This window comes from Alicyclobacillus hesperidum subsp. aegles (assembly GCF_027923525.1).
Lineage (GTDB): Bacteria > Bacillota > Bacilli > Alicyclobacillales > Alicyclobacillaceae > Alicyclobacillus > Alicyclobacillus aegles.
The window spans coordinates 1-25,290 of the sequence record NZ_BSBJ01000009.1; the positions used below are offsets into that span (position 1 = coordinate 1).

The following is a 25,290-nucleotide window of genomic DNA, read 5'->3' on the forward strand; positions in this document are numbered from 1 at the left end:
TCTGATGAAGAAGGCGGCTTTATCCGCGTAGGAGGAGCTACCTTGCAAGCACAGAACGCAAAAAAAAAAGACAATTAAACAAAAAAGGGGCTGTACCCTTCCCCCATCTTACAATGGGTTTTGGGACAGCCCCTGTTTTTGCGTTGAAGCCGCCATGCAGTGACATCGGAAATCGAGTCGCAAGGCGAATGTGATAGAATAAAACGAGGGTCAATTGCTTTCTTGATTTTCCGGGATGTGTCCGGAATTAGAGGTGTTTTATGTCAAGTAATCCGAAGTTACTGCTCATCGATGGTAACAGCATCCTTTACCGTGCGTTTTTTGCGCTACCTCCACTGTCCAATCAGCAAGGGGTTCCGACGAACGCGGTATATGGATTCACCATGATGCTTTTGCGCCTGCTTGCATCGGAACAGCCGACGCACCTTGCAGTCGCTTTCGATAAATCCAAAACAACATTTCGCCATGCGGAATACGCCGAGTATAAAGGGACGCGTCAGCAGACGCCGGATGATCTCGTGCAACAATTCCCCTTGGCACGCCAAACTCTAGAGGCCTTGTCGATACCCGTTGTCGAACTGCAAAACTATGAAGCGGACGACTTGATTGGCACGTTGTCGAAGCGTGCTGAAGAGGCTGGATGGGATATTAAAATTGTATCCGGAGATAAGGATTTACTACAATTAGTTTCTCCGCGGGTACATGCCCTGCTCACGCGCCGCGGCATCACCGATGTCGAATATTACGATGAAGCTGCGGTCGCTGCGCGATATGGCCTTCGCCCCATACAAATCATAGATTTAAAAGGTTTAATGGGCGATACGTCGGACAATATTCCAGGTGTCCCCGGTGTAGGGGAGAAGACCGCCATCAAGTTGCTTACGAGCTTTGACACGGTCGAATCCGTATTGGATCATGTCGATGAAGTTCCAGGTGCCAAGTTGCGTGAACGATTGGTGGAACATCGTGAGCAGGCGTTGCTTTCGAAAAAGTTGGCCACGATTCATCGCAATGCGCCACTGGAGGTCGCACTGGAGGATCTTTCCTACAACGGGTACGACGCAAAGCAAGCAATCGAGTGGTTTCGGGAATTGGCATTCCATTCGCTCATCGACAAAATTTCCGAGGAAATGAGCCCGGCGTCGACGGATGACGAGTTGCCACAGCCAAAGGATGCGTGGTTGTCGTTTTCATACGAAAGGATTGTTCGGGTGGCAGATTTGGAGCGAGTTTGGAGTGGTCTAACTGGGCCTGTGGGCTGTATTCTGGACTTGCAACCGCCGGACTACCACAATGCGGAGATTCGTGGCATTGCCTTGGCCACGGCGAGCCAGGCGTACTACTTATGCTTTGATGATGAGCTTGAGATGAGTGATATCCGCTCTTGGCTGCTTGGAGACAGTCCAAAAGTTGTGTTTGATTTGAAGTCCATGGCCTTCGCCCTCGACGCACATGGAATTGGACTGTCTTCCGACGGACACTGGGACGATGTTAAGTTGGCAGCGTACTTATTAAATCCGACTGACGGTGAGGTGGAATTAGAAGATATTCTCAACCGTGAGTTACACGTTGATGTGCCCAGCGTGACGAAAGTCACAGAACGCCGTGAAGCATTGCTCACATACGTTGCGGCCAAACTCCCGGAGCTATATCAATCGCTTCAGTATGCATTAGCTGCGCAGGAGTTAGATGACTTGTACAGCAAGGTCGAACTCCCACTGGCGTTCGTTTTGGCGAAGATGGAGATTACCGGCTTTCACGTGAACGAGGACAAACTGCGAGCGTTTGGGACGGATTTGTCGGCGCGCATCGACCGCCTAACACAGGAAATTTATGAACTGGCCGGAGTTTCATTCAATATCAACTCGCCCAAGCAGCTTGGAGAGATCTTGTTTGAAAAGCTCAACTTGCCGGCCGTGAAAAAGACGAAGACTGGATACTCGACGAGTGCGGACGTGCTTGAAAAACTGGCGCCTTATCACGAGGTCGTCGCAAAAATACTCGATTACCGCCAACTATCCAAGTTGCAGTCCACCTATGTCGACGGTTTGTTGAAGATGATTCGCAAGGAGACAGGGCGGATTCACACCCGTTTTCATCAGGCTTTGACTGCGACCGGTCGTTTGTCGAGCAGTGAACCGAATCTGCAAAATATCCCTATTCGGTTGGAGGAAGGGAGACGTTTGCGCCAGGTTTTCGAGCCGACATATCAGGACTGGTTGATTTTTGCGGCTGACTACTCGCAGATCGAACTCCGCATCTTGGCCCATCTTTCTGGCGATGAGGCGCTCATCGATGCGTTTCGCAGTGGCATGGACATTCATACGCGGACCGCAAGTGACGTTTTTGAGGTTTCGCCTGATGAGGTTACACCTTTGATGCGACGTCAGGCCAAAGCTGTTAATTTTGGGATTGTCTATGGTATTAGCGACTTTGGTCTGGCCCAGAACTTGAACATTCCACAAAAGGATGCAAAACGCTTTATCGAGGAGTACTTTCGCAAGTTCCCTGGAGTGCGCAAGTATATGGACGAGATCGTGGAGCAAGCGAAAGAGAAGGGCTTTGTTACGACGTTGATGAACCGACGGCGCTATCTACCTGACATTCGCAGCCGCAATTTTCACCTGCGCAGCTTTGCAGAACGAACTGCGATGAATACGCCGATTCAGGGAACAGCAGCCGATCTGATTAAACTCGCCATGGTGCGGATCGATCGCGCTTTGCGTGAGGCACAGATGGATGCCCGCATGTTGCTACAGGTGCACGACGAATTGATTTTTGAGTGTCCGCAGGATGAATTAAACGAACTTCAACAGTTGGTTCGTGACAACATGGAGAACGCGATGACGTTAAACGTGCCGCTTCGGGTGGATACCGCGTACGGGCGGACTTGGTACGATGCAAAGTGAATTTGCATGACGAGAGGAGGGGTGTCGTGTGCCGGAACTACCGGAAGTGGAGACGGTTCGCCGAGGCCTCGCCGAGCTCGTGACAGGCGATGCAATCGTCGATGTACAGGTGAGCTTGCCGCGAATCATTCGCTACCCTTCCGTCGCTGATTTTGTCGATCGCGCTACTGGACGAACCATTCGTGCAATCGGCCGCAGGGGCAAATATCTCCTGTTTGACTTGGCTCCGTACACATTGGTTTCGCATCTTCGGATGGAGGGCCAGTATCGAGTTGTTCAAACAAGTGAACCTTTGGCTTTGCATACGCATGTCATATTCCGGCTCGCCAGCGGACGGGACCTAAGATATCGCGACGTGCGGCAGTTTGGAACCATGGATTTGTTGTTGCCGGACGAGTCATGGCCAAGCGGCTTACAGACGCTCGGACCTGAGCCATTTGACTCGAATCTAACGCCAACCCTTTTGCGATCATCGTTACAAAGGCGAACGGGGCCAGTGAAGGCGGTGCTTCTCGACCAGACGATCATCGCAGGGCTTGGCAACATTTATGTGGACGAGGCGCTCTTTCTAAGTGGCATTCATCCTCTGGAACCCGCCAATCGCCTTGGTCCAAAGCGGCTTGCTCGCTTGTTATCTTCCATACGGGACGTGCTGCGGCGCGCCATTGAGGCGGGCGGATCGTCCATTCGCACATATCAGGACGGCTATGGGCGGCATGGCGGCTTTCAGATTCAATTGAACGTATATGGCCGAACAGGCGAGGCTTGCCGCCAATGTGGCAGTGAGATTCAGCGGACGCGTGTCGCCGGAAGGGGCACCCATTATTGCCCGCAGTGCCAGCGCCGCGGTCGGATCCCGAGGACACGGGTGCAGCCGGAACGGGAGGTCGGCGGATGAAAGGAAGAATTGTCGGGTTAACGGGTGGGATCGGCAGCGGCAAGAGTACGGTGACCGGTATGCTGCGCGATCTCGGTGCCTATGTGGTTGATGCAGACGTATGGGCGCGTCGTGTGGTTGCCGTAGGTAGCGATGGTCTAGCCGAAATCGTGCGCGAGTTCGGGCAAGCTGTTTTGTTGCCAGATGGTTCACTCAATCGCAAGCAACTTGGTGCAATTGTCTTTCAAGACGCGGCAAAACGCATGCGACTCAACGCCATTACACACCCGCGCGTTCAGCAGGGCATGGTCGAGGAAACGAATGCATACTGGCGTCAACGCCCTGGTGAAACGGTGATCTGGGATGTGCCGCTGCTGTTTGAAGGAACGGCGAAGCGCTTCGTCGATGCGACGATTGTGGTCTACGCCAGCGTTGAAACACAAATCCAACGCGTTATGGTCCGCGATGGGTTAGACAGGGACTCGGCGCTCGCACGTATACATGCACAGATGCCCCTCGAAGAAAAGTGCAAGTTGGCGACTTACGTGATTGATAACGACGGATCCATCGAAAACACTCGGGAGCAGGTGTTGCAGGTATGGAGCGAGATTCGCAAGGGCGACGGCCCCGCTTCATCGTCCTGAACCGGCGTTCGATGATCGCGGCGGTACTGCTCATCGCAGTGCTTATCGTGATTTCTACGAACGCGTTTTGGCGGATGATGTACCCAATCCACTATCAAAAGAACATTCAGCAGGCGGCCGCATCTGCAAATGTCGATCCACTGCTGATCGCAAGTGTCATCCGAGTCGAGAGTAAATTTCATACGCAGGACGTTTCCCACGCCGGAGCTGTGGGACTTATGCAGTTGATGCCGCAGACGGCGGAGTGGATCGCAGAAATGATCCGCAATCAAAAGACTGGGTCGGGAGCCGCTGTGAACCGCTTGCCCAAGGACGCGAAGAAATTGGCCAGCCCCGAGTATAATATTCTGATTGGCAGCTGGTACGTGAAGAGCTTGATTCAGCAGTTTCAAGGCAATGAGGTGGCCGCCATAGCCGCCTATAACGCAGGTCCGCGCCGCGTTTCCACGTGGCTAAAGGGTGGTGTATGGAACGGTAAGCTCGACGACATCGACGAAATCCCAGTTGGTGAAACGCGGCACTTTGTCGATCGCGTCTTCTACAATTACGAGTTGTATCGCAAGATTTATGGGCGCGATCCCGCATGGAAGCCTGTCTCAACCGCAAATTCGACAACGTCATGACGAGAAACCAGGTGAAGAGGATTGACTGTCAATAGGTTGCATGCAGTGCGTTATTTGCAGACAGCTCGCGCACTCCGAAGCGTGTCACAAGGTGTTGCGATTGTTGACATGACGTTGTATTTGCGCGACCTTCACTGGAGTGCAACGGAAATTGGAGGCGTCATGTCGGCCGCGGGTGTTTGCGGGGCGGCGCTTATCCTGCTGGTCGGCGTCTTGAGCGACCGGATCGGCCGTAAACCGTTTTTGCTCACGTATGAGTGCATGACCGCCTGTGCGGCATTGGTCGTAGGACTGTGTAGAAATCCATATGTTCTCGCTCTGGCTGTAATTCTCACCGGATTTGGAAGAGGTCAGAATGGAGCTGCAGGGCCATTTACACCAGCAGAGCAAGCCTGGTTGGCAAGTGCGGTATCGCGCGAACGGCGAAGCCGAGTATTTAGTATCAATACTGCGTTGGGCTTTTTCGGCATGGCTTTGGGAGCTGTTCTCGGTGGATTGCCGCGCCTGTGGATACATTCTTTGCCGGGAGCTGCCGCCTATCGACCACTGTTTTACGGCTTGTGCGTGATTTCACTTGGATGTGCTATCGTGATTTGGCGGGCTCCTGGCGGAAAGGCTCCAGAACGAGTAGATACAAAAGGCCGTCCGGATGTTGAGCCGGTAGATGCTAAAGGCGCGGCACAGTTCGCGGAACGCACCATTCGCCGGCAAGAAAATCGCAATATGGCCAAATTGGCCTTCGTCAATCTACTGAACGGACTTGGTGTGGGCTTCGTCGGACCGATGATGACATATTGGTTTGCCGCTCGCTTTGGTGCGAATTCCGCGCAAATTGGTGCCACACTTGCGGTTTCCTTTGTTGTAACAGGGCTTGCGGCAGTATTATCAGGAGTACTTGCCGAGCGGTTTGGCATGGTGCGGTCTGTAGTTTGGCTGCGGTTGGTGGGCGTCGCCTTAATGCTTATACTGCCCTTTATGCCCACATTTTCGCTGGCGTCCGTGGTGTATGCGGTTCGCTCAGCCCTCAGTCGCGGTACACAAGGTGCCCGCTCCGCGCTTGGAAGCAGTTTGACCAGGGATCAGCGGCGCGGTTTCTCACTCAGCATGAACTCGTTCTTCACGCGTCTGGCGTCGGCCATCGGGCCGTCCCTATCTGGAACGCTTTTGGACAGTGGCAGCTTCGCTTTACCTTTCGTCTTTGCTGGTGGGTTGCAATTGGTTTCGTCATTGTTGTACGGCTATATGTTTCGGCAATTTGATACAGCAAGATCGCAAAAGAGTGCATAGCCTTCCTGAATTCCCGGCTGCGTCTTTGCAATTTGCAGACGAAATAAAATGGCGTATTGTCCTTGACATACAGAGTTTTGCCCAGTATAATCAAAAGCGTTGATTCGGTTTACACCGCATGTCGGGATGGCGGAATTGGCAGACGCGCACGTTTGAGGGGCGTGTGGGGAAACCCGTGCGGGTTCAAGTCCCGCTCTCGACACCAAATCATTCACAAGAACTCGTTAGCAGAGATGAATCTGTTGACGAGTTCTTTTTTGTTTCGTATGTTTTCATGGGTATGACCCTAATTGAGTGAGGAAGTATGAGCATGGTGACAAATCGTACGTTGGTCAAAGAACCTATCTCGCTTGAAGATTGGTCGTGGTTACGCGCGTTGTGGACCCGCGAATGGGGCGGAGATACGATGGTCTCCAAAGGCAGGGTCTATTGTCTGCAAGACGCCTTTGCGTTCATCGCCATTCAAAACGGACAGCGTGTGGGTGCTGCCACCTACGTGCAACATGGGAACAGGTGTGAGTTGTTAAGCATCAACGCCACCTTGGAAGGAACGGGTGTGGGCGGTGCACTGCTTCGAGCCGTCGAAGATAAGGCGAAAGCACTAGGCTGCGAAGCGGTGGAGATGATTACGTCCAATGACAATCTGCACGCACTTCGCTTTTACCAACGTCGAGGGTACCGCATCAACGCAGTTTACCCAGGGGCAATCGACGAGGCACGAGCGAAGAAACCGTCAATCCCACTCATCGGATACGATGACATACCGATTCATGATGAAATTGAACTGATCAAGCGACTGTAGACTCCTTGTAACAGAATAACATTCAACAGAACGGGTGAGTGGATGCGTCGGATATGGGGGATCTCCGCCATAGTAGCCATTGTTATACTGTTCGGCATCGGTGCCATATGGTCGCGGCAACCGATCATGCAGCATGCCGTGAGCAAAAGCTCGCGCTGGTGGGCAGGCGGCGGTTGGCGAGTGAATGCCATCGTGGATCGCGCTCATCCTTTAACGCTCAGATACGACGTCTGGACGACAGATTCGGCTTCGCTGACGAGCGCTCGGCTGTTGAATCACACCAGGAGCGTTACGCTGCGCAACTATTGGGCTACACACATCGGCTCACAGGACGGACGGACTTCTTACGGCGCCTATCACTTTGTGTTCGACGTCATGCCGGCACACAGCTTGTATAATCAACCGTTGAATTTGTATTTGTCCACGAATCTTTGGCAGAAGGTACTCCCATATGGCTCACTGACATGCCGCGTCATTTCGCATGCTGCAACTTGGTTAGACGTGGATGCGTATGCTGGAGGCGCTTCTGGACCTATCATTTTATCAAGTCAATGGTTGACGATGACGCTGACAAACCATTCACCTGATCCGGTTTCCATATTGGGACTTGAACAAGCCGGCGACGATTGGATAGGAGATATTCATTATTCGCTTAAGGCTCTTTCGTCGCCGCGTCCGGATGATACGCGTGTCTTTAAGGCACCGGTCGTTGTGCAGCCAGGGAAAGCAATAAGCTTGTTGTACAAGCTGTCCATGCGGCCAGAAAGTATTCAGCGTGGACTCGTATTTCAGCCAGCTCTCCGGCTGGAAAAGGGTAAAGAGACGGCTCTTGAAGTGCTACCTCCAGTCACCCTTTCCCTCGATTTCACACCTGGGTCGGGCAGGGTTCCGGCGGGAACCGAGCGATTCGTTACAGTGTCGTGACGTCGCGGGCAGTCTCGGCCCGTGCGTCCGTTTTACGCAATATTAATCGCTCTTGCTGCGATCACGGCGACAACAACCAGCGAGATCGACGATTGTGTCATCATCAACACTTTAATCCGTCTGGATAAAGCTGCGGTGTCGGTTGGACTGAAGGCTGTGCTTGTGTTGAAGGCAAGGAACAAATAATCCACAAATGCCGGATGCCACGTTTCCCACTCAGGGATGCTCGATACCATCTGCGGAAACAGCAGGTCTGGTGCCTCTGGTACCTGAGCATGGCGTTTTAATGGGCCACCTTGATCGACTTCCCAGTACCATACTGCAAAGACAAGAATGTTTGTCGTCCACAGAAGTATAGCGTCCCGAAACAGCGAAAGCGCCGATTCCGTATGGTGAAATAGTGCATCGACTAGGTAAAAGACGCTGATCAAAAGGCCAGCAGTTAATACAGTGATGGTGGTCAGTGCTATCCTGCGTGTCCATATATGGCGCTTGCGCAATACAGACGATAAGAGGGGGATCAGGAGTGTTGCAATCGCGCTGACAACTGCCCACCACGGGAGGATGTGCAAGGTGAGGGACAGCGTGGTCAGCAGCGCGCCGATGACAATGATGACGAGGAAAAATGACGTGCGCGGCACCCGCATGGCGTACCGCGCCAGTTGTTCAACTTCTGTTTCTACCAACGATTCGAGCTGAGAATGATGGGACCCATTTTTTTGACGATGTTCGTCCATCGTGAACCCCTTATGGCGTCAGAGCGGCTCACCGCTCCCGCAATTGATCCAGTCGGATCGCCCGCTTATGCACCGTATGGTACCATTTGCGATTGCTCCGCGTGAAGTACGCTTGCAGTGTAACCGGTCCCCATGTCCAAAGGAAGAACGGCAGGAGTGCTAACCCAAAATAGGCTCGCCAATTCACGCGTTCCAGGATAAGCGCGAGTGGGATTTCCAAGAACAAAAGCAAGTTGACGGCGACCCACAAATCTGTGGCAAACGTTGCGGCTGCACTGACCGTACCCGTCTGTTCTGGCGCTGCATATTGCAAGGCGAACATCAGCATCGCACCAACAAACAAAAGCATGGACCGCATCGGTTGAAAGAGATATACCGCCATATCGATCTTGGCTAGATTTCGCTCGCGGATTCCCTGAATGAACATGGGTATCATGTGCTCTTTGGCACACTGAAAATGACCTTGTTGCCAGCGCAGGCGCTGCCGGAATGAAGCGTGAAAACCGGTTGGTTTTTCGTCATACACCTTCGCATCGTGAGCCCACACCGGAATAATGCCGCGACGCACGCAACGAATTCCAAACTCCAGATCCTCTGTCAGTCCTGTCGCTTTCCAGCCCATCTCCTGAAGCAGTGTGTAATCGATACACAGCCCAGTGCCCCCGAGCGTGCAGGAAAGCCCGAGTTTGCGCCGAGCATATTGCCACAGGCGATTATCAAACCAATATGAAAGGGCGAGTGAAACACTGATCCAGGTGTCGAAAGGATTCTTTGTGTCCAAGTATCCCTGGATGACGCGGTCGCCGCGACACAGGTGGTCGTTCATCATCGCCAGAAATTCTGGATCGACCAGGTTGTCGGCATCGAACATAACAATCGCGTCGTACTCGGCCTTCATCTTTTTCAGGCGGTTGAGCATCCATTCGATCGCGTATCCCTTGCCTTGGTCGGATGCATTCTCGCGCAGGTGGACGGTCGCGCCGTGCATCCTTGCGACATCTGCGGTGTGGTCGGTGCAGTTGTCGGCAATTAAGTGTATGTCGAATAAATGGTCCGGATATGTCTGTTGCTTGATGCTGTCGATCAGCGGACCAACCACGCGTTCTTCGTTATGCGCCGGAATAATGACGGCAAACCGTTTCTTCGGCGCATGGCTAATGGCCTGTTTGCGGTGCCACAGCCCATACAGTGACAACACAAGCTGATACACGGCCACGATACCCGTGATCAGTTTGAGCGCCCCATAGAATGTATTAAACAACGCATACATCAGCGTCATTTCAAAGTTCCTCGCTTTCTGCCGGGCATCTCTGCGGATGATTCCGGCAAGGTGCGTCCCCAGAGCAAGATAAGTCCGACAATCACGAAATAAAGGCTTGCGGTGTAATTGTACTCAAACAGATTTTCGACAAAGCTGTGAATCAAGATAGCAAGGACGCTGGTCAATCCCGCTAAGGCCAGCCAACGATTGCGCCCCTTCGCTCGCCGCACGACGCTGGTTGCGATCTCGCGGAGAATCGCGACGTGCATTGCCATGAACAGGACAAGCCCGACCAGTCCCGTCTCGCCGAGAACTTTCGCATAGTAGTTATCCGAAAACGACGACAGACTGTGCGAAGTTGCCACGTATCCGCCATACTGACCCAGTCCTGCTCCGAACAGAGGGTTTTTGGCCATCGTATCGAACGCCTGTTGCCAGAGCAGCATCCGTCCACCGGCAGACGACTTGACTGCGTACACCGGGTTGAACAAGTCCATCACCCGCATGTGGATCGACGGAATGAAAAAGGCGATAACCCCTAGCACTAACAGGATCGGCAAGAGGCGCCGCTCGTAAACAACTGCCACGATGAGCACGGCTGCACCCAGGCCGAGCCAAGAGCCGCGGTCATACGTGAAAAATAAAGCAGCAAGTGAGCATATCCCGCCGGCGATGTAGACAAGCCGTCTAGCCGGGTGGCGGTCGACGGCAAACAGTCCAAACATCATGGGAATGGTCATTTCCAAATTAGCGCCAAATTCGGCTGGCGACTTCATGACGGAAAAGACCCGGGTCCGGACAACTTCGCCGACATCCAACCACGTATTCGGAATCGGCACTTTGATGGCGTACTGAAACACTCCGTCCACCCCAAGTAGCATCGATGCTGCGATCACGCCATACAATAGTCGTGGTACATCTCTCGATTTCACGACCCAAGGCAGCAATAGGGCGATAACGATGTACTCGACATCGACACTGAAACCGTTGAACGCGAGGAGCGGATGTTTCAAGCCATACAGAATAAGCGTTGCACAGTACAGGATATACCAACCTGCGTAGCGACTCCAGCGAAAACCTTGGCGACGCAATCCATATGCGACTCGAACCAAGGCGATGACCGCCAAGCACGCGATCGCGATGGTTCCCCATAGGTTTCCTAACCCGGACAAGACAGATATGTCAAGCCCTTGGTTGACAATTGCAAATGCGCCGAGAGCGTAGACACACCATCGGGCAAGTGCGTCGCCATAGTTCGATTGCGCACTGGACGAGTGGTCTTCCGCTGTCGGCACAGACGTCTGCACCATGGCAAAACTCCTATAAGTTTGATCGAGCCTTTTACAAGCAGGCTCGTCCCACTTCACTATATCAATTCTACCCGAAATTCCCCGGATACCATACTACAGGTTTCCGACACGTTGTCGAATTTTTCGACCCGCCTCGCACATTTGTTGAAATTGTGACAGTCGACAAAGAGGTTGAACCTACGGTGGAAATGACGAGTCGTTTCAAGTGTGCAAAAATCATGGAGTAGGGATGAGGCGCGTGAAACTGCGGAAGAGAAAAAGCCGCCCCAAAAATGTGGCGCCTGACAAGCAAAAAGCGAGAAAGCGTCGGGCATTTCGTGTACGTGTTGTGTATGGTCTTGTATTTCTTTCGTTTTCATCGCTTATTTTGCGTATGGCCTATGTTCAGGTCGCACAAGGAAAGACATTCCGCCAGTCGGAGATGACCACTCAGTACGCCCGCGTCCCCATTCTTCCGCAACGCGGATGGATTTACGATGCGAATGGTCAGGTGCTGGCGTGGGACAAGCCGGTTCTCGCCATTGAATTGGATCGCTATACGCCGATGACCGACGCCCAGTTGCACCAATTGGCTGCGATTCTGGCGCCAGTATTGGAGACGACAGCAAGCTCGCTGTATCAAACCATGCAAAGTCAACCTGGTGCTTTGCAGGTGACCTTAGCATCGAATGTGACCGACGCGCAGGTTGCGTTTGTCGTAGAACATCAGACCGAATTGCCTGGTGTCCAGGTTGTACAAGATTATGAACGGCAATATCCGTATGGCGATCTCGCTGGCCAGGTACTTGGCTACGTCGGCGCAATCACTGCGCAGAACGTAAACCAGTACAAGGGTTATCTATACAGCCAAAAGGTTGGCGAAACCGGCATCGAATATGAATACGAACACATTTTGCAGGGTAAGCCTGGATATGACCTGGTCACCATCGACAGTGCAGGCAATGCGGTGGGAAGCGTCGGCGATATTGCACCTGTCGACGGCGACAATATTCAATTGACCCTCGATGGGCGCGAGCAGGCCGAAGCGCAGATGATTATGCAAAACATGATCGATAGTAACAGTGCGAATAAAAATAATATCACCGACGCTGCGGCGGTCATGCTCAATGTAAAGACAGGCGGCGTCATCGCGATGGTCAGCTATCCCTATCTAGATCCCAACTGGTATACGAACGGATCGTATATTCACCACGTTCATTACCTAGAGACTTCTGGCGCGCAGTTGAACAATGCGATTGACACCTACAATTATCCGGGGTCGACGGTCAAACCTGCCAATATGCTGACGGCGCTCAAGGCAGGCGTCGTAACGCCGAAGACATTGATTGAAGACGACGGGTATATTTACATTGGGACGCAGCGCAAGAATGAAGACGAGGGCTTCGTGTTTGGCCTTGTCAATCCGATTGAGGCTTTGACCGTATCAAGTGACGTGTTTTTGTACGAAGTAGGTCTTCATTTGGGCAAGTGGTTTGGCAGTACCACGACAAGCGGTGGTGGTTACCCGAGTTCGGATGGCAGTTACCAAAACTATCTGGATACCGATTTTGCAAAGGGTATCAACGCGCTGTTTCAGGGCGAAGAGAATTTCGGTCTCGGGCTTCCGACAGGTATCGATTTACCTTATGAATCGTCAGGAAAGTTCTATATTGAAAACTATCGCAAAGGCAACATCCAGGTTCCTTATAATTTGAAGGCAAGCGAGCAATCGATTGCGAAGACTGGAAAGTATGTGAACTATGGCTCTCCAGCGAGTCTGGCGGATGCGGCCATCGGCCAATCGCAGATGTTTACGCCAATGGAATTGGCGGAGTACGCGATGACGTTGGCAGACGAGGGGCTGCGCCTCAAGCCACATTTATTGGAGAACGTCTTTGGCCCTGACGCCACCCCGAGTTCCGGGGCAAAGCCATTACGGTCGTTCAAAACACAAGTGGTGGGGCAGGTCAAGGGGGCTCCTTGGCAGTGGCATCTTATTCAGCAGGGCATGTATGGTGTGACGTCCAACCCAAGTGGTACCGCATACTATGCATTTATGGGTGCTCACTATCAGGCAGCTGGCAAGACCGGGACTGCGCAGATTTATATCAACGGTAAGCCGACCGACAACTCCGTATTTATCTGTTATGCACCACTGAATCACCCTTTGGTGGCGGTGGCCGTCATGGCGCCTGGCGGCGGCTATGGAGCACAGTTCTCGGCTGTCATCGCGCGTCAAATGATCGATGCCTATTTTAACGAGCATCACGAGCCGTGGATGCCGAAAAGTGGCTGGACAAGTACAGCAATTCCTGCGAATTGGAAGACATCTGCAGCCTATCTCGTGCCGGAACAGAGTCACTGATGCTCATTGTGAAGCTTATTTGTAAGGATTATGATCAAGTGGGCGAGCAAGAGCCGCGGGCGCGGCAGGCTCGCCCATTTCTTGCCCGAGTGAAGAGGTGCTGAGATGGTGCAACAAGAACGAAGACAAGCTGCAACTTGGCGGCGCTTAATCGTGTTATTTGGACTGTTGGTGGTTGTCGCCGTCGTCTTTTCGGTGGCACGCGATTCAGCCAGAATGCGGCTTTTACCCGAGGTGGAGCGCGAGTCTATCCAATGGGGCTTGGCCATCGTCTGGTTTGTCGTGGGCGTTTTGTTGATTCGCCAGTTGCGCCGTACGATCTCCTATGTCACACGCGTTCACACAAATGCAGACGCGCGGGTGCAAAGCCTTGTCGATCGCGCCATCTCTGGTGTTGGTTACGCCTTTGTCCTGGTGGTCGGATTGCACTTGGTGCAGGTGAAGATCGGAAGCATCCTTGTAGGTGGCGCGGTGACCGGCGTGATCGTCGGCGTTGGTGCGCAATCGACGCTCGCCAATCTCATTGCGAGCATGGTGCTGTTTACGCTCCGCCCATTTCAAATTGGTCAGTACGTGAGTGTGCGTACATACGTGTTCGGTGGCGTCGAATATAGCGGAACCGTCGTCGATATCAATTGGTACCACACGATCTTACAGGAAGGCGATGTTCGTCGAATTTTACCCAATTCATCCGTTATCGGCTCCGCCATTACGGTCGGTGCCAATGTTGGCAACAAACTTTGTGTCGTACCTTTGCCCTATACCACACCGTTTCGCGCTTTTGAAGAACGGGTTGCGGAGGTGACAGGGGGGCAAGCGAGCGTCTCAATTAAGGAATTTGGGAGTGATACCTACGTAGTCCAAGTACAACTCCCGGCGCGCTTCGACCTGGAATTGATTCGCGAAGCAATCGCCGATTTTCGCCGGGAAGATGAACGCTAAGGGGATTACGAATTGGGAGGCAAGCTTTTCACAAACCGTCTGCTCAAGGAGAGGATGGCCCACAGTGCGGCGAAGGCAAGTAATCCGAACGTAAAAGCGTGAATTTCGTGCGTGATCGCAAACCATCGGCGTCCGAGAAAACTACCAGCGTACGTGAGCATGTACACCCATGGGAAGGAGCCAATCAAGGTATAGGCGACGAAGGGGCGTGCAGGCATGCGGGAGACGCCGGCGGGGAGCGAAATGAAGGTGCGCACGATGGGCAACATACGAGCGACTAAGATGGCCGATTGTCCGCGCCCGGCAAACCAACGGTGCGCGAGTTGAAGATGGCTTTCGGAAAGCCGTGTGAGGCGGGCGTAACGCATAATGGCGAGCATGCTGCCGTAGCGACCAATGGAGTACGCGATAGACGCACCAAGTACATTGCCGAGCGTGCCACAGGCCACCACGCCCCAGAACTGAAGGTGCCCCAATCCTGCCAGATACCCCGCAAACGGCATAATCAACTCGCTAGGCAATGGAACACATGCACTCTCCAACGCCATGGTAATCAATACGCCAAGGTATCCTGACGCTTGCAAAAAGGACATGATGGCATGTGACACGGTATTTTCCCCCTGATTTTGAGTGTCAAAGCTAAAGACTAGGTTCGCGCCAGAAAAGTTCATCAGTTTAAAGGTGGATGGCCATTGTCAGCGCGATCGCGTTGTGGAGTGTAGATTGGTCGCTGACGTGTGTGCTTCTATCTTTTCAATGAATTCATACGGTATACTAATCATGTATGATTCAAATCGATTTAGGGGAAGGAGGATGCGCATGAAAACGCTTAAGGATGAGTGTTCGATTCCAGAGCGGATGTTGGCAGCCTATCTAACGGATCCGATGCACATCGAACTGCAAGAAAAACCAGTTCCCCAGATTCGGGACGACGAAGTGCTAATACGCGTGGAGTCTGTGGGCGTTTGCGGATCCGATGTACATTATTACGAGCATGGGCGGATTGGTCGCTATGTCGTCGAGCGCCCGTTGATTCTCGGACACGAATGTGCAGGGACGGTCGTTCGCGTTGGCGATGGTGTTCACCATCTGCGGGTTGGGGATCGAGTTGCGGTAGAGCCAGGCGTCACATGCGGACGCTGCCCGGCGTGTAAATCAGGTCGGTACAACTTGTGTCCAGATGTTCAATTCCTCGCCACACCGCCAGTTGACGGGGCCTTTGCGCAATATCTGGCGCATCGTGCGGACTTCGTGTATCGCATTCCGGACGATATGTCGTTTGAGCAGGCAGCTCTCGTCGAGCCGTTCTCGGTTGGTTTGCACGCATTGAATAGAGTGCGACTGCAGGCCGGCGAACGCGTGGCCATCATGGGCATGGGCCCGGTCGGGTTGATGTGCGTGATCGCAGCCAAGATGAAGGGGGCTAGTGAGATTGTCGTCGGCGACGTCGAGCCGCGACGATTGGACGTGGCACTGCAAATGGGGGCTACGCACGCCGTTCATGTAGGCACCCAGGATGTTGGTGAGGTCGTACAGGATCTCTTTGGCGGAGAAGGCGTTGATGTTGGCGTCGAGACGGCGGGCAATCCGGCTGCGCTGACCAGTCTGTTTGCTATCGTTCGCCGAGGTGGCAGGATGGCACTTGTCGGGATGCCTCCGATTGCCGAAAACACCATCAACGTGACGCAGTTTGTGGACGACGAGATCGAAATGTGTGGCGTCTTCCGATATGCCAACACGTACCCTGCGGGCATCTCCTTGCTGCGCCGGATCGATACGTCGTCGCTTATCACGGACGCGTATCCGCTGTCGAAAGTGGGCGAGGCGCTGGAGCGCGCCCGAACCAACAAAGCGGGCAGCATCAAGGTGATGGTCTACCCGCAGCGTTGAATGCGGTATAGCCGGCGGCGTTCTATAAGATGTGACTGCCGAACACACCGAGCAAGTACGAGATGACGCCTACGATCACGCCGGCCAACGTCATTTCGATGCCACTGGACCACCAGGAACGCACGGTGACCAGGCTTTTGAGTGCACCGACGACAAAGTGTGCGAGCAAACTGACGATGGCGGCAGCAATGACTGCTCCAATGCCGCGCATGAAAAAGAAAGGGATCAGAGGAACGATGCCGCCGATAAACGTCGAGATGGCTCCAGAAATCGCAGATCCCCAGACGTTTCCACGGCTCGCTTCATGAATACCATGCTTCTCTTGTGCCATGGTTTTTACGAACAACTCGTCGTCCTCCGCAATGCGGTGTGCTATCTCGTTTGCTTCGGCTGCCGTAAAGCCTTTTGTTTCGTAAATTAACGAAAGAATCTCGATTTCTTTGTCGCGGTGCTGGCGGATGTTCTGCTCGGCTTCGTGAATCGCCTTTTCCATCAACTCATTTTCCGACTTGGTGGCCAGCCAAGCACCTGCACCCATGGATAATGTGCTGGCAAGCGCGCCGAAGAAACCGGAGACGAGAATGGTGTGACTGTTTGGGGTGTAACCGGCGACGCCGGCGATAATGCCGAAGATAGCACCCAAGCCATCGTTGACGCCGTAAATGGCATCTCCTATCCAACCAGGGGCTTTGCGTTTTTGTTCGTGTCCTAACAGCTCATCGAGTCGTGCAGATGGCGACATGGTACTCAATGTAATCTTCCTATCTATATGAAGTGTCATCATGCGCGAGTTCTGCGCATCAACACAGTAACGCGATATGGCAATATAAGTCAATCCTAAACGAGAGGATTTGAGTAACCTTACTGCGGCAGTTAGGGGACAAGCCGTTACTCCACGCTCGGCTTTTTGCGGGGTTGATTGCGTAATGAAAAACGTGGCAGTTTATAAGCGCTTGTCGCTGCAACTACCACGCGCGATGTTTGTCAGACAAGAGGGCGGCACAACCGTGGTCATTTGCGTAGCGCGATCTTGTTCCATAACTTGCGGGTGAACTCGCTTGTCGCAAAACGTCCGCCAAACGACACGCGACGTTGGCTATATGTCTGGAGCACAGCTTCATACACACAACGAGTGGCGATGTAGCTCGATTGTTCCATTCAAATGCACCTCTTTCCTTTTCTGCCTCGATTATATGGCGACTTTCTGCAGTTGGATCATCATTGAAACGCTTCCAATGTGAACAATGTTTCATGTGAAGCGTTTGCTTTGTGAACGTTTAGCAGAAACCGATTTCTTACACTTTGACGTGCGAATGGAGGACACACTATGACTGACGCTTATCGGAATATTCCTTCCTTGAGTGAGCGCTATCGCCCGTACTTTCGCATTGGTGCTGCCGTCAATGCCAAATCCCTGAAGACCCACCGCGACTTGTTGGTCACGCATTTTAACAGCGTGACCGCAGAGAACGAAATGAAGTGGGAAGAGATTCATCCAGAACAGGATCGATACGAGTTCGCGAAGGCGGATGCAATGGTAAATTTTGCCCGAGAGCACGGTATGTTTGCCCGCGGCCACACGTTGGTCTGGCACAATCAAACGCCAGCCGCAGTGTTTCTGGACGATCTCGGTCAAACAGCGACAGCGGCCGTTGTCGAGCGTCGACTCGAAGAGCATGTGGCAACAGTGCTTGGTCGATACCACAACGACATCGGCTGTTGGGACGTGGTCAATGAGGCAGTCGTCGATGCGGGTACAGGATTTTTACGGGACAGCCGCTGGCTGCAGGCCCTTGGCGACGATTACATTGCGAAGGCTTTCCGCATCGCACATCAAGCGGCACCCGACGCACTGCTCTTCTACAACGACTACAACGAAACCAAACCCGATAAGTCGGAGCGTATTTACAAACTTGTTGCAGGTCTGCTCGATCAAGGTGTTCCCATCCACGGAATCGGTATGCAGGGGCATTGGATGTTGGACGATCCGGCACTGGACGAAATCGAACGAGCCATCGACCGCTACGCGTCACTCGGTGTGCGCCTTCACATCACAGAACTCGACGTGAGTGTTTATGGCAATGTCCACGGCACGGGCGGCCAATCGCAAGAAGTTCTGCCCTACGACGATGAACTTGCCGAACGTTTGGCCGAGCGTTATCGTTCACTGTTTTCATTGTTGCGCGCTCGCAAGGATGTCATCGAAAGCGTCACGTTCTGGGGGGTTGCCGATGATGATACCTGGCGGGACAACTTCCCTGTTCGCGGACGCAAAGACTGGCCGCTGCTGTTTGACGTGAACCACGGGCCGAAACAGGCGTTTTGGAGCGTGGTCGAATTTTGACAAGAATCTTATGACTTCTTCCAACTTCGCTGGAAGGTGTGGTAGGATTGGGTAGGCAAAACAGCTGTGAGAAGCCAGAAGTCTATCCAGGGGGACCACAAATGTCGAAGACAACGAAAAAGTTTTACTCGTCGCTGGCCTTGGCCGCCATAGCGGCGATGCCGATCGCCGCTATGGCCGAGCCGGTGTCGGCGCAAACCACCTTAACAAAGGGCCAATTTCTAAGCATGTTTTTAGAATCGGTCAACATAAAGCCAGATTTATCTGGAAAGTCAACCTTTCAGGACGTGTCATCGAAGACCGCACTGTGGGGGTATGTGCATAAATCCTTGGAGTTGGGTTTGGCGACCCCGGACAATAAGACGAGATTTGGTGTATCCGATGCAGTTTCTGCGGCGTTTGCAACGAGCGTCGCGGCGAAGTATTACCACATGGATCTCGCGGGTCAGCCACCTCTGACATGGGCAGCGAAACAAGGGTTGATAGCAAGTAGCACAGGGAATTTGACGTTGGCGGAAGGAAAGCAGTTCATTGCGAAGTTAAAGGCTTTTGCTTCTTCCATCGCATCGATTCCTGGCTCGTGGACGCTCTCGAGCACGAAGCGCAAGGAATTCTCGAGTGCGTTGGCCAATTACGACAATGCGCTGTACAGTCAGACCACTTGTGTCGAGACTGATCGTCTGCAAATTCAAATTGCTCCAAAGTGGCGCTCCGATGCGTCCCTTGTCTCGGCTTTACAATCAGAAGCGAATCAATATGAGCGCTACACAAGCACGTACGATGTCGGTACGGCAAACGGACAGAGTGCCGCTATCGCACAGTCCACTTTGGTTGAGGGTGAGCAGGGGAGCAACTCGGCGAAGAGCGACGGAACGTGGACGTACGTCAACTATCATGATGACGTGTATTTTAACGATGGCTCCGGAGGCTGGTCGAAACAGTCAAACTTTGGTTGGATGGCTCCCGAAAGTGTACAAATTCCTGTGTTTACGACCGGTGCACTTCAGGACGTAAAATATCAGAAGGGCGTTGGTGAAGACGTATTCACCGGGCAACTAAAATCGCAGGTTGCGGCGGATTACTACGCACCGTTTATCCAAGGATTTTTGTCCACAGCATTGAATACGTCAACCGTATCGCAGTCACTTGTCCATCAAATAGGGGAACAAGTAGTGGCGAGTGTTACGCTTCATATCTCGCTGCAGAATGGGAACCCCGTGTTGACGGCTGAAGATGTTCGTACGCTCATGCGCTTGCCGAAAAGCGTGATCAGCCGTTTGGGTGGAAACGGCGCTTCGGCCAAACGCGTCTCAGAAGTCATTCAGTCCATGGATGTTGTCATGTCCGCACATGCGACCATCGCGTACCAAAATATACCGTTGGTATTGCCGTCTGGATTGTCTATACCAGGTTGGCCCAACAGTGCGGGCAACGGCACCGGCAATTCAACCAGCAGTTCTGGCAATTCGACTACCAATTCGACAGGCAATGGGGTATCAGGCACAGGAACGGGGAATAGTACAGCAACCAATGCGATTGGCACCTCTACGGCCAACGGAACGAGCCCTTCTGGCGGTCAGCCTGAAAACGTGTCTGGCATCAGTAATTCAGCGTCGTGATCGACAATGACTGCCTTTTTGCGGCTACAAGGGGGAAGGCGGATGGAACTAAAACGAGTAGAAGATGGTGTTCATGCATTGCGTGAAGACGGGGTGCGCATCGGGTACGTGTCCTGTTCGCCGCTTGGCGAACACGCCTGGTCCATCGACCATACCGTTGTTTCACCTGATTACCAAGGCCAAGGGGTGGCCGCGATGTTGATTCGCGAACTGGTCAACATGGCTCGCGACGAAGGCCTAAAGCTTCGGCCGGTGTGCTCCTATGCCAAGGTGCAGTTCGAGCGCCATCCGGACTATGTAGACGTGTTGCTTTCGAGTTGAAACGCAAAAGCGTTTCCGGGTTAAACGCAAGCCGGTCGCCGTGCGGATATCCGCGCCGACCGGCTTGCGTATGTTCGTGGTTGTATCAAGATGTAATCACATTGTCCCAAAGGTTAGCGACGCTGACCTCGTGCACGCCTTCGCCGATGTCCGTAATGTAAAATGAAGGCTCCCTGCCTGTACGTTGTTTGTATTGTTCTGCGACGGATGTTGTAAATGTCGACACGCTGTCCCGCGCCACAAGGCTTACCGTGCAGCCGCCAAATCCCGCGCCTGTCATGCGAGACCCAATACATCCTTCGGCATTCCAAGCGGCCTCGACCAGTGCATCCAACGCCTCGCCCGTCACTTCGTAATCATCCCGCAGGGATCGGTGTGACTCGTTCATCGATTCGCCGAATGCTTTCAAGTCGCCCCTTCGTAGCAAGTCTGCCGCATGATACGCGCGATCGCTTTCAAAGACGACGTGACGCGCCCGGCGTAGCAAAATCTCCGCATCCAGTCCTGTAGAGTGCGCGTTTTCCAACAGCGTGGCAGCCTGTGGCCATTGTGCCGGCGAAAGATCCGCCAATGCCTGTAGCTGCGGCCACTCCTGACGGAGAATGGCGAGTGCTGCTTCGCATTCGGCACGCCGCTCGTTGTATTTCGATCCGGCGAGCTTGCGCGGCACGTTCGTGTTGGCAATGACAAGTTGGTAGCCGCTTGCGTGCATTGGTACCAACTGGTACGCGAGCGTCTGGCAGTTGAGCGAAAGTGCCGCGTCAGCCTGACCCATCGCGACGGCAAACTGGTCCATCACACCGCAGTTGACACCCACAAATTCATTTTCTGCCCGTTGTGATAAGAGTGCCATCTTTTCTTTGCTTAGACGAGCGCCAGCGAGCGCGTCGATGGCCGCCGCAGTCGCGACCTCCACAGACGCACTCGATGAAAGGCCGGCTCCAATCGGCAGATTGCCGTGAAAAAAGAAGTCGGCTCCTTCAACTTCCACGCCTTCTTTGCGCAGGATGTCGATCACGCCAAGCGGATAGTTGGCGTATTCATACGCGGGATCGTAGATGATATGGGTGGCGTCGACATCGACGACGAGATCGGAAAACGTCGATGCGAAGCGGAAACGTCTGTCGGTACGTGGACGTACCAGAACCCATGTGCCGATGCCAAGCGCCGCTGGCAGGACATATCCGCCATTGTAATCGGTGTGCTCACCGATCAAATTCACCCGACCGGGCGCGAAAAACGCGCGCAAGTCAGCCTGCGAACCTGGTGAAAATGTTAAAGCTTGTTCAAGGATGTCAGACCAGCGGATCGACATGTTTATTCGCTTCCTTTCGTGTTTGGATGGCGGCTTTGAGTACAGGGGCCGTCTGTTCTACGGCCATTGGATTACATGGCGCCCAGGCACCGGTTTCTGAGGAAGCGAGGTATTTCAACCGCGTTTCCGTTTGCAGTGGCGGATAAAACTCAATATGGAAGTGGAAGTCGGGCACGCCTGCCTCCTGGTTCACGGGACTTTGATGGATCGCCATCATATATGGGAATTCGCGGTGAAACAGTTCGTCCATGCCACTCGTGACACGTTTCAGTATGCGTGCGAGATCTGTCCGCTCTTCATCCGTAAATTCTGCGATCGTTCCGACGTGTCGCTTCGCTGAGATGAACGCGCCGTATGGATAGTCGGTGAAAAACGGAATATACGCTAGAAAGTGCTCTGTTTCATCCAACATGCGCACGCCGACGCGCTGCTCTTCCGCATTGATGTCACACATCAAGCAGTGCCCGGTTTGCTCCCGGTGCAAGTGAAAAGATTCCAATTCGACACGCAGCTTTTGTGGCACGTACGGATACGCGTAAATCTGGCCATGCGGATGCGGCATCGTCACGCCGACCTCCGGCCCGCGGTTCTCGAAGATAAACACGTATTTGTGGCGTGGGTTTGCGGACAGCGCTTGAAAACGATCCGCCCATAGATCCACCAACTTGCGAATGTGTGCAACGGGAAGTTGTGGCAAACTTGTGGTATGCTCTTTCGAATATAAAATCACTTCGCACTTTCCGTATGCGGGTTGCACGTGATACAAACCGGTCGCCACGTCGTCCGGTATTGGTGGATCTTGCGACAACGCCGGAAAATCATTGTCGTACGCCAGCACTTCATAGTTGTCAGGAACTTTACCTGAGCCAGGGCAAAATGGGCAATTGGTCTTGGGGAGATTGGGACGTTTATGGCGGTTGGACGCGACCATCGTCCAGTCGCGCAACAACGGGTTATAGCGAATTTCAGTCATGGTTGTCACCTCTTCAGGATAAGCTATCCGATGCAACAGGCACCGGCGTCTCGACAACATTTACGTCCATGTCCTGCAGCGCCCGACGCTCCGAATCTCCTGGAAGTCTATCGGTAATCAGCACATCCACTTCATCCATACGGGCGAAGCTGCACATCGCCTCGATACCCCATTTGGTATGATCCGCCAATACAACAACCTTGGCGGCACGTTCCATCAGCGCCCGGTTGATAGAAGCCTCCTGCAAATTGGGTGTCGATAAACCGTAATCGATATGCATGCCATTGGTGCCCAAAAATAAGACATCGGTTCGGAATTGGCGAACCATGCGCTCTGCAACAGGGCCAACCAGAGCGTCCGAGGGCGTTCGGTAATGTCCGCCCGTGAGCAGAATATCGTCGTATCCGTTACGGCACAATTCGCCAGCGACGTTCACCGAGTTGGTCAACAGGGTCAAGTCTCGAAACCCCACGATGGCCTGTGCCAGCATCCAGGTGGTGGTTCCCGCCCCGATCCCGATGGTCATTCCGGGCTCAATGTATTGTAATGCCGCCCTTGCAATAGCCGACTTTTCTCCAATCTGCATAATGCGCTTATGCATATAGGGCAGTTCACTGGAGACTTTCGCCACTTGTCCGCCGCCAAACGACTTTTCGACCAAGCCTTGAGCCTGCAGCGCTTTCATATCGCGCCGCACGGTGATTTCGGAAACCCCTAGGCGTTCAGCCAGTTGTCGGTAGGACGCGAAGCCATGTTGGGCGAGCAACTGCAGCAACAGCTCCTGCCGTTGTTTCGGATACACGCAAACGCCTCCATATCAGACACCAGTCTGCGGTGTTCATTAATTATCATACCATAATCGAATCATGATCAACATGTGATAATAAATGAAATTCAAATGGAACTTACGTGTGATTTGGCAAGTGCATTCCTGCATGGAAGCGTGAATGGAGTTTGTGAGAGAGGGGGAATCTATTGTCGCAAAACGGAAATTGCCATTTACATTTCGCGTGGAGGTTTTCATTGATGCAACAGCAACAACAGCCCAACGCCCCATACGGTGCACATGAAATCATCGGCATGCACGAGGCCCTCAGCACGAAGTCAGCCAACGTTGAAATGTTCTCTTTTTTAAGCCAACAAGCCCAAGATATGCAGTTGCGCAATCTGCTTCAGCAACAGGCGCACATGATTGAACAACACTACGTGCAGGGCGTACAGATCATGCAGGGATCTGCAAACGCAAACAATCAACTGGCTTACCAACCGACGATGCATGTTCAGCCTAAGCTCGGCCTGCGCAATCCAAGCCATCCGGCGCCGAATATGAACGCACAGTCGTTGTCGGATCGCACAATTTGTACGGTCGCACTGAACCTTCATAAATTCGGTGCAACTGCTTGGACAAGCTTTGCGCTAGAGTGTGTGAATCCACAGTTCCGGGCTTATCTCATGGCGGGCGCCAACATGTGCGATCGCATGGCATACGACATTTTCTCATTCATGAACCAGAAAGGCGATTATCAGGTGCCTACATTGCAACAGAACACCACGCAGACGATGATTCAGTCGTATCAACTGCCACAACAGCCAACCATGCAACAACCACACATACAGTGAGGATCGGTTGATGAAAGCTACGGGCGATCCGCAACCTTTGGCGGATCGCCCTTTACGTTATATGGGACTAAAACGAGATTCAAGATAACTTCGAGACAGAATGGGTATCCTATTTAGCAAGGTCACCACGTGTATCCAACCCAAAGCAGATGAGGCAAGGAGTCTGGTTTATGCAGTACTATGCAAATGTTGAGCAGACGATGGTTGCGTATTGCTTTGGTCGACCCGAAGATTTGTCAAACACGTTTAATCACTTTGAGCAGACTGTGGACGAGCTGTTACATGATGGCGAATTGCTCTGGACAGTATCCGAGAGTGCTGGACTTGTATTAAGGGGAGAACGTTGGTACCTGTGGTTTAAGCATGCACACGAAGATGGACGCATGGAGGGCAAGGTCTACGAATTGCAAGATGAGAGCGCCATTTTGGCTCAGGTCGGTGAGGAGTTGCCATGGCTCGACGCCGATTGCCGGATGCGCTTATTGCGAGCGTTGTTGGCCAAGCGAAGGGGCGCATAACGCCTCCTAGCTTGGAGTGTTCAGCAGGAA

At 53.0% G+C, this 25,290-nt stretch carries 24 protein-coding genes and 1 tRNA gene; 16 read left to right on the forward strand and 9 right to left on the reverse strand.

Translation table 11 applies throughout. The features are described from left to right. Positions 1–260: 260 nt before the first annotated feature. The 8 genes from polA to QMF38_RS07120 all read left to right on the forward strand — a co-directional run bounded on the left by polA (position 261) and on the right by QMF38_RS07120 (position 8,066). A complete protein-coding gene (polA, locus tag QMF38_RS07085; RefSeq protein WP_281759007.1) occupies positions 261–2,909 on the forward strand; it encodes a DNA polymerase I in 2,649 nt (882 codons plus the stop codon). Between the two features lie 28 nt (positions 2,910–2,937). Then, positions 2,938–3,807, forward strand: coding sequence for a bifunctional DNA-formamidopyrimidine glycosylase/DNA-(apurinic or apyrimidinic site) lyase (mutM, locus tag QMF38_RS07090; protein WP_058093826.1), 870 nt, complete (start codon positions 2,938–2,940; stop codon positions 3,805–3,807). Continuing rightward, complete coding sequence (gene coaE / locus QMF38_RS07095; protein ID WP_058093825.1) at positions 3,804–4,430, forward strand: dephospho-CoA kinase; 627 nt, start codon at positions 3,804–3,806, stop codon at positions 4,428–4,430. Before mutM ends, coaE begins: the two co-directional genes overlap by 4 nt. Beyond that, positions 4,385–5,053, forward strand: coding sequence for a lytic transglycosylase domain-containing protein (locus QMF38_RS07100; RefSeq protein ID WP_281759008.1), 669 nt, complete (start codon positions 4,385–4,387; stop codon positions 5,051–5,053). Before coaE ends, QMF38_RS07100 begins: the two co-directional genes overlap by 46 nt. 21 nt (positions 5,054–5,074) lie before the next feature. Then, positions 5,075–6,340, forward strand: a complete 1,266-nt coding sequence (locus QMF38_RS07105; RefSeq protein ID WP_281759009.1) for an MFS transporter — start codon at positions 5,075–5,077, stop codon at positions 6,338–6,340. A gap of 120 nt (positions 6,341–6,460) precedes the next feature. Further along, a tRNA-Leu gene (locus QMF38_RS07110) sits at positions 6,461–6,545 on the forward strand. Between the two features lie 105 nt (positions 6,546–6,650). Beyond that, on the forward strand, positions 6,651–7,142 hold the full coding sequence (locus tag QMF38_RS07115) for a GNAT family N-acetyltransferase (RefSeq protein WP_232302119.1): 492 nt from the start codon (positions 6,651–6,653) through the stop codon (positions 7,140–7,142). A gap of 42 nt (positions 7,143–7,184) precedes the next feature. Continuing rightward, the gene (locus QMF38_RS07120; protein WP_058093821.1) at positions 7,185–8,066 is read left to right on the forward strand and encodes a hypothetical protein; all 882 of its coding nucleotides are present in this window, start codon (positions 7,185–7,187) and stop codon (positions 8,064–8,066) included. Positions 8,067–8,098: 32 nt separating this feature from the next. On the opposite strand, the gene QMF38_RS07125 is transcribed toward QMF38_RS07120, so the two are convergent. From QMF38_RS07125 to QMF38_RS07135, 3 genes are read right to left on the reverse strand one after another with little or no spacing between them, the layout of a single operon-like run. Further along, the gene (locus tag QMF38_RS07125) at positions 8,099–8,803 is read right to left on the reverse strand and encodes a hypothetical protein (RefSeq protein WP_058093820.1); all 705 of its coding nucleotides are present in this window, start codon (positions 8,801–8,803) and stop codon (positions 8,099–8,101) included. A 28-nt stretch (positions 8,804–8,831) separates the two neighbouring features. Beyond that, a complete protein-coding gene (locus tag QMF38_RS07130) occupies positions 8,832–10,082 on the reverse strand; it encodes a glycosyltransferase family 2 protein (protein WP_058093819.1) in 1,251 nt (416 codons plus the stop codon). Beyond that, positions 10,079–11,374, reverse strand: a complete 1,296-nt coding sequence (locus QMF38_RS07135; protein WP_058093818.1) for an O-antigen ligase family protein — start codon at positions 11,372–11,374, stop codon at positions 10,079–10,081. The genes QMF38_RS07130 and QMF38_RS07135 overlap by 4 nt, the downstream gene beginning before the upstream one ends. A 373-nt stretch (positions 11,375–11,747) precedes the next feature. On the opposite strand from QMF38_RS07135, the gene QMF38_RS07140 reads away from it, so the two are divergent. Further along, positions 11,748–13,718: a peptidoglycan D,D-transpeptidase FtsI family protein gene (locus QMF38_RS07140; protein ID WP_390854287.1), complete on the forward strand. Its 1,971-nt coding sequence runs from the start codon at positions 11,748–11,750 to the stop codon at positions 13,716–13,718. A 105-nt stretch (positions 13,719–13,823) separates the two neighbouring features. Then, positions 13,824–14,660 (forward strand): mechanosensitive ion channel family protein, encoded by an 837-nt coding sequence (locus tag QMF38_RS07145; protein WP_058093816.1) that lies wholly within the window; start codon positions 13,824–13,826, stop codon positions 14,658–14,660. A 5-nt stretch (positions 14,661–14,665) separates the two neighbouring features. On the opposite strand, the gene QMF38_RS07150 is transcribed toward QMF38_RS07145, so the two are convergent. After that, on the reverse strand, positions 14,666–15,268 hold the full coding sequence (locus QMF38_RS07150) for a DedA family protein (RefSeq protein WP_058093815.1): 603 nt from the start codon (positions 15,266–15,268) through the stop codon (positions 14,666–14,668). 211 nt (positions 15,269–15,479) lie between these two features. On the opposite strand from QMF38_RS07150, the gene QMF38_RS07155 reads away from it, so the two are divergent. Then, complete coding sequence (locus QMF38_RS07155) at positions 15,480–16,550, forward strand: NAD(P)-dependent alcohol dehydrogenase (protein WP_281759011.1); 1,071 nt, start codon at positions 15,480–15,482, stop codon at positions 16,548–16,550. A 22-nt stretch (positions 16,551–16,572) separates the two neighbouring features. Here the strand turns inward: QMF38_RS07155 and QMF38_RS07160 are convergent, their stop codons facing one another. Further along, positions 16,573–17,292, reverse strand: a complete 720-nt coding sequence (locus QMF38_RS07160; protein ID WP_281759153.1) for a VIT1/CCC1 transporter family protein — start codon at positions 17,290–17,292, stop codon at positions 16,573–16,575. 269 nt (positions 17,293–17,561) lie between these two features. Continuing rightward, entirely contained in the window at positions 17,562–17,708 is a 147-nt protein-coding gene (locus QMF38_RS07165) for a hypothetical protein (protein WP_006447269.1), read from the reverse strand. Positions 17,709–17,877: 169 nt separating this feature from the next. On the opposite strand from QMF38_RS07165, the gene QMF38_RS07170 reads away from it, so the two are divergent. The 3 genes from QMF38_RS07170 to QMF38_RS07180 all read left to right on the forward strand — a co-directional run bounded on the left by QMF38_RS07170 (position 17,878) and on the right by QMF38_RS07180 (position 20,834). Continuing rightward, entirely contained in the window at positions 17,878–18,894 is a 1,017-nt protein-coding gene (locus QMF38_RS07170) for an endo-1,4-beta-xylanase (protein WP_281759012.1), read from the forward strand. 101 nt (positions 18,895–18,995) lie between these two features. Beyond that, positions 18,996–20,513 (forward strand): hypothetical protein, encoded by a 1,518-nt coding sequence (locus QMF38_RS07175; RefSeq protein WP_281759013.1) that lies wholly within the window; start codon positions 18,996–18,998, stop codon positions 20,511–20,513. A 42-nt stretch (positions 20,514–20,555) separates the two neighbouring features. Then, positions 20,556–20,834, forward strand: a complete 279-nt coding sequence (locus tag QMF38_RS07180; RefSeq protein ID WP_281759014.1) for a GNAT family N-acetyltransferase — start codon at positions 20,556–20,558, stop codon at positions 20,832–20,834. 85 nt (positions 20,835–20,919) lie between these two features. Here the strand turns inward: QMF38_RS07180 and QMF38_RS07185 are convergent, their stop codons facing one another. The 3 genes from QMF38_RS07185 to QMF38_RS07195 are packed head-to-tail and all read right to left on the reverse strand — an operon-like array spanning position 20,920 to position 23,924. Further along, entirely contained in the window at positions 20,920–22,149 is a 1,230-nt protein-coding gene (locus tag QMF38_RS07185) for a galactokinase (protein WP_281759015.1), read from the reverse strand. Further along, complete coding sequence (gene galT / locus QMF38_RS07190) at positions 22,130–23,122, reverse strand: galactose-1-phosphate uridylyltransferase (protein WP_281759016.1); 993 nt, start codon at positions 23,120–23,122, stop codon at positions 22,130–22,132. The genes QMF38_RS07185 and galT overlap by 20 nt, the downstream gene beginning before the upstream one ends. 13 nt (positions 23,123–23,135) lie before the next feature. Further along, entirely contained in the window at positions 23,136–23,924 is a 789-nt protein-coding gene (locus QMF38_RS07195; protein ID WP_281759017.1) for a DeoR/GlpR family DNA-binding transcription regulator, read from the reverse strand. 224 nt (positions 23,925–24,148) lie between these two features. On the opposite strand from QMF38_RS07195, the gene QMF38_RS07200 reads away from it, so the two are divergent. Then, complete coding sequence (locus tag QMF38_RS07200; RefSeq protein ID WP_006447277.1) at positions 24,149–24,742, forward strand: spore coat protein; 594 nt, start codon at positions 24,149–24,151, stop codon at positions 24,740–24,742. A 170-nt stretch (positions 24,743–24,912) separates the two neighbouring features. Continuing rightward, positions 24,913–25,260, forward strand: a complete 348-nt coding sequence (locus tag QMF38_RS07205) for a hypothetical protein (protein ID WP_058093805.1) — start codon at positions 24,913–24,915, stop codon at positions 25,258–25,260. Positions 25,261–25,290 lie beyond the last annotated feature (30 nt).

Excerpts from the sequence above, each read along its gene's own strand:
- QMF38_RS07135 (WP_058093818.1), bottom strand. The coding sequence starts at position 11,374 with ATGGTGCAGACGTCTGTGCCGACAGCGGAAGACCACTCGTCCAGTGCG.
- QMF38_RS07145 (WP_058093816.1), top strand. The coding sequence starts at position 13,824 with ATGGTGCAACAAGAACGAAGACAAGCTGCAACTTGGCGGCGCTTAATC.
- QMF38_RS07185 (WP_281759015.1), bottom strand. The coding sequence starts at position 22,149 with ATGTCGATCCGCTGGTCTGACATCCTTGAACAAGCTTTAACATTTTCA.
- QMF38_RS07180 (WP_281759014.1), top strand. The coding sequence starts at position 20,556 with ATGGAACTAAAACGAGTAGAAGATGGTGTTCATGCATTGCGTGAAGAC.
- QMF38_RS07205 (WP_058093805.1), top strand. The coding sequence starts at position 24,913 with ATGCAGTACTATGCAAATGTTGAGCAGACGATGGTTGCGTATTGCTTT.
- coaE (WP_058093825.1), top strand. The coding sequence starts at position 3,804 with ATGAAAGGAAGAATTGTCGGGTTAACGGGTGGGATCGGCAGCGGCAAG.
- QMF38_RS07130 (WP_058093819.1), bottom strand. The coding sequence starts at position 10,082 with ATGACGCTGATGTATGCGTTGTTTAATACATTCTATGGGGCGCTCAAA.
- galT (WP_281759016.1), bottom strand. The coding sequence starts at position 23,122 with ATGACTGAAATTCGCTATAACCCGTTGTTGCGCGACTGGACGATGGTC.
- QMF38_RS07155 (WP_281759011.1), top strand. The coding sequence starts at position 15,480 with ATGAAAACGCTTAAGGATGAGTGTTCGATTCCAGAGCGGATGTTGGCA.
- QMF38_RS07175 (WP_281759013.1), top strand. The coding sequence starts at position 18,996 with ATGTCGAAGACAACGAAAAAGTTTTACTCGTCGCTGGCCTTGGCCGCC.
- QMF38_RS07100 (WP_281759008.1), top strand. The coding sequence starts at position 4,385 with ATGGAGCGAGATTCGCAAGGGCGACGGCCCCGCTTCATCGTCCTGAAC.
- QMF38_RS07165 (WP_006447269.1), bottom strand. The coding sequence starts at position 17,708 with ATGGAACAATCGAGCTACATCGCCACTCGTTGTGTGTATGAAGCTGTG.
- QMF38_RS07125 (WP_058093820.1), bottom strand. The coding sequence starts at position 8,803 with ATGGACGAACATCGTCAAAAAAATGGGTCCCATCATTCTCAGCTCGAA.
- QMF38_RS07170 (WP_281759012.1), top strand. The coding sequence starts at position 17,878 with ATGACTGACGCTTATCGGAATATTCCTTCCTTGAGTGAGCGCTATCGC.
- QMF38_RS07140 (WP_390854287.1), top strand. The coding sequence starts at position 11,748 with ATGGCCTATGTTCAGGTCGCACAAGGAAAGACATTCCGCCAGTCGGAG.
- QMF38_RS07115 (WP_232302119.1), top strand. The coding sequence starts at position 6,651 with ATGGTGACAAATCGTACGTTGGTCAAAGAACCTATCTCGCTTGAAGAT.
- QMF38_RS07120 (WP_058093821.1), top strand. The coding sequence starts at position 7,185 with ATGCGTCGGATATGGGGGATCTCCGCCATAGTAGCCATTGTTATACTG.
- polA (WP_281759007.1), top strand. The coding sequence starts at position 261 with ATGTCAAGTAATCCGAAGTTACTGCTCATCGATGGTAACAGCATCCTT.
- QMF38_RS07160 (WP_281759153.1), bottom strand. The coding sequence starts at position 17,292 with ATGTCGCCATCTGCACGACTCGATGAGCTGTTAGGACACGAACAAAAA.
- QMF38_RS07200 (WP_006447277.1), top strand. The coding sequence starts at position 24,149 with ATGCAACAGCAACAACAGCCCAACGCCCCATACGGTGCACATGAAATC.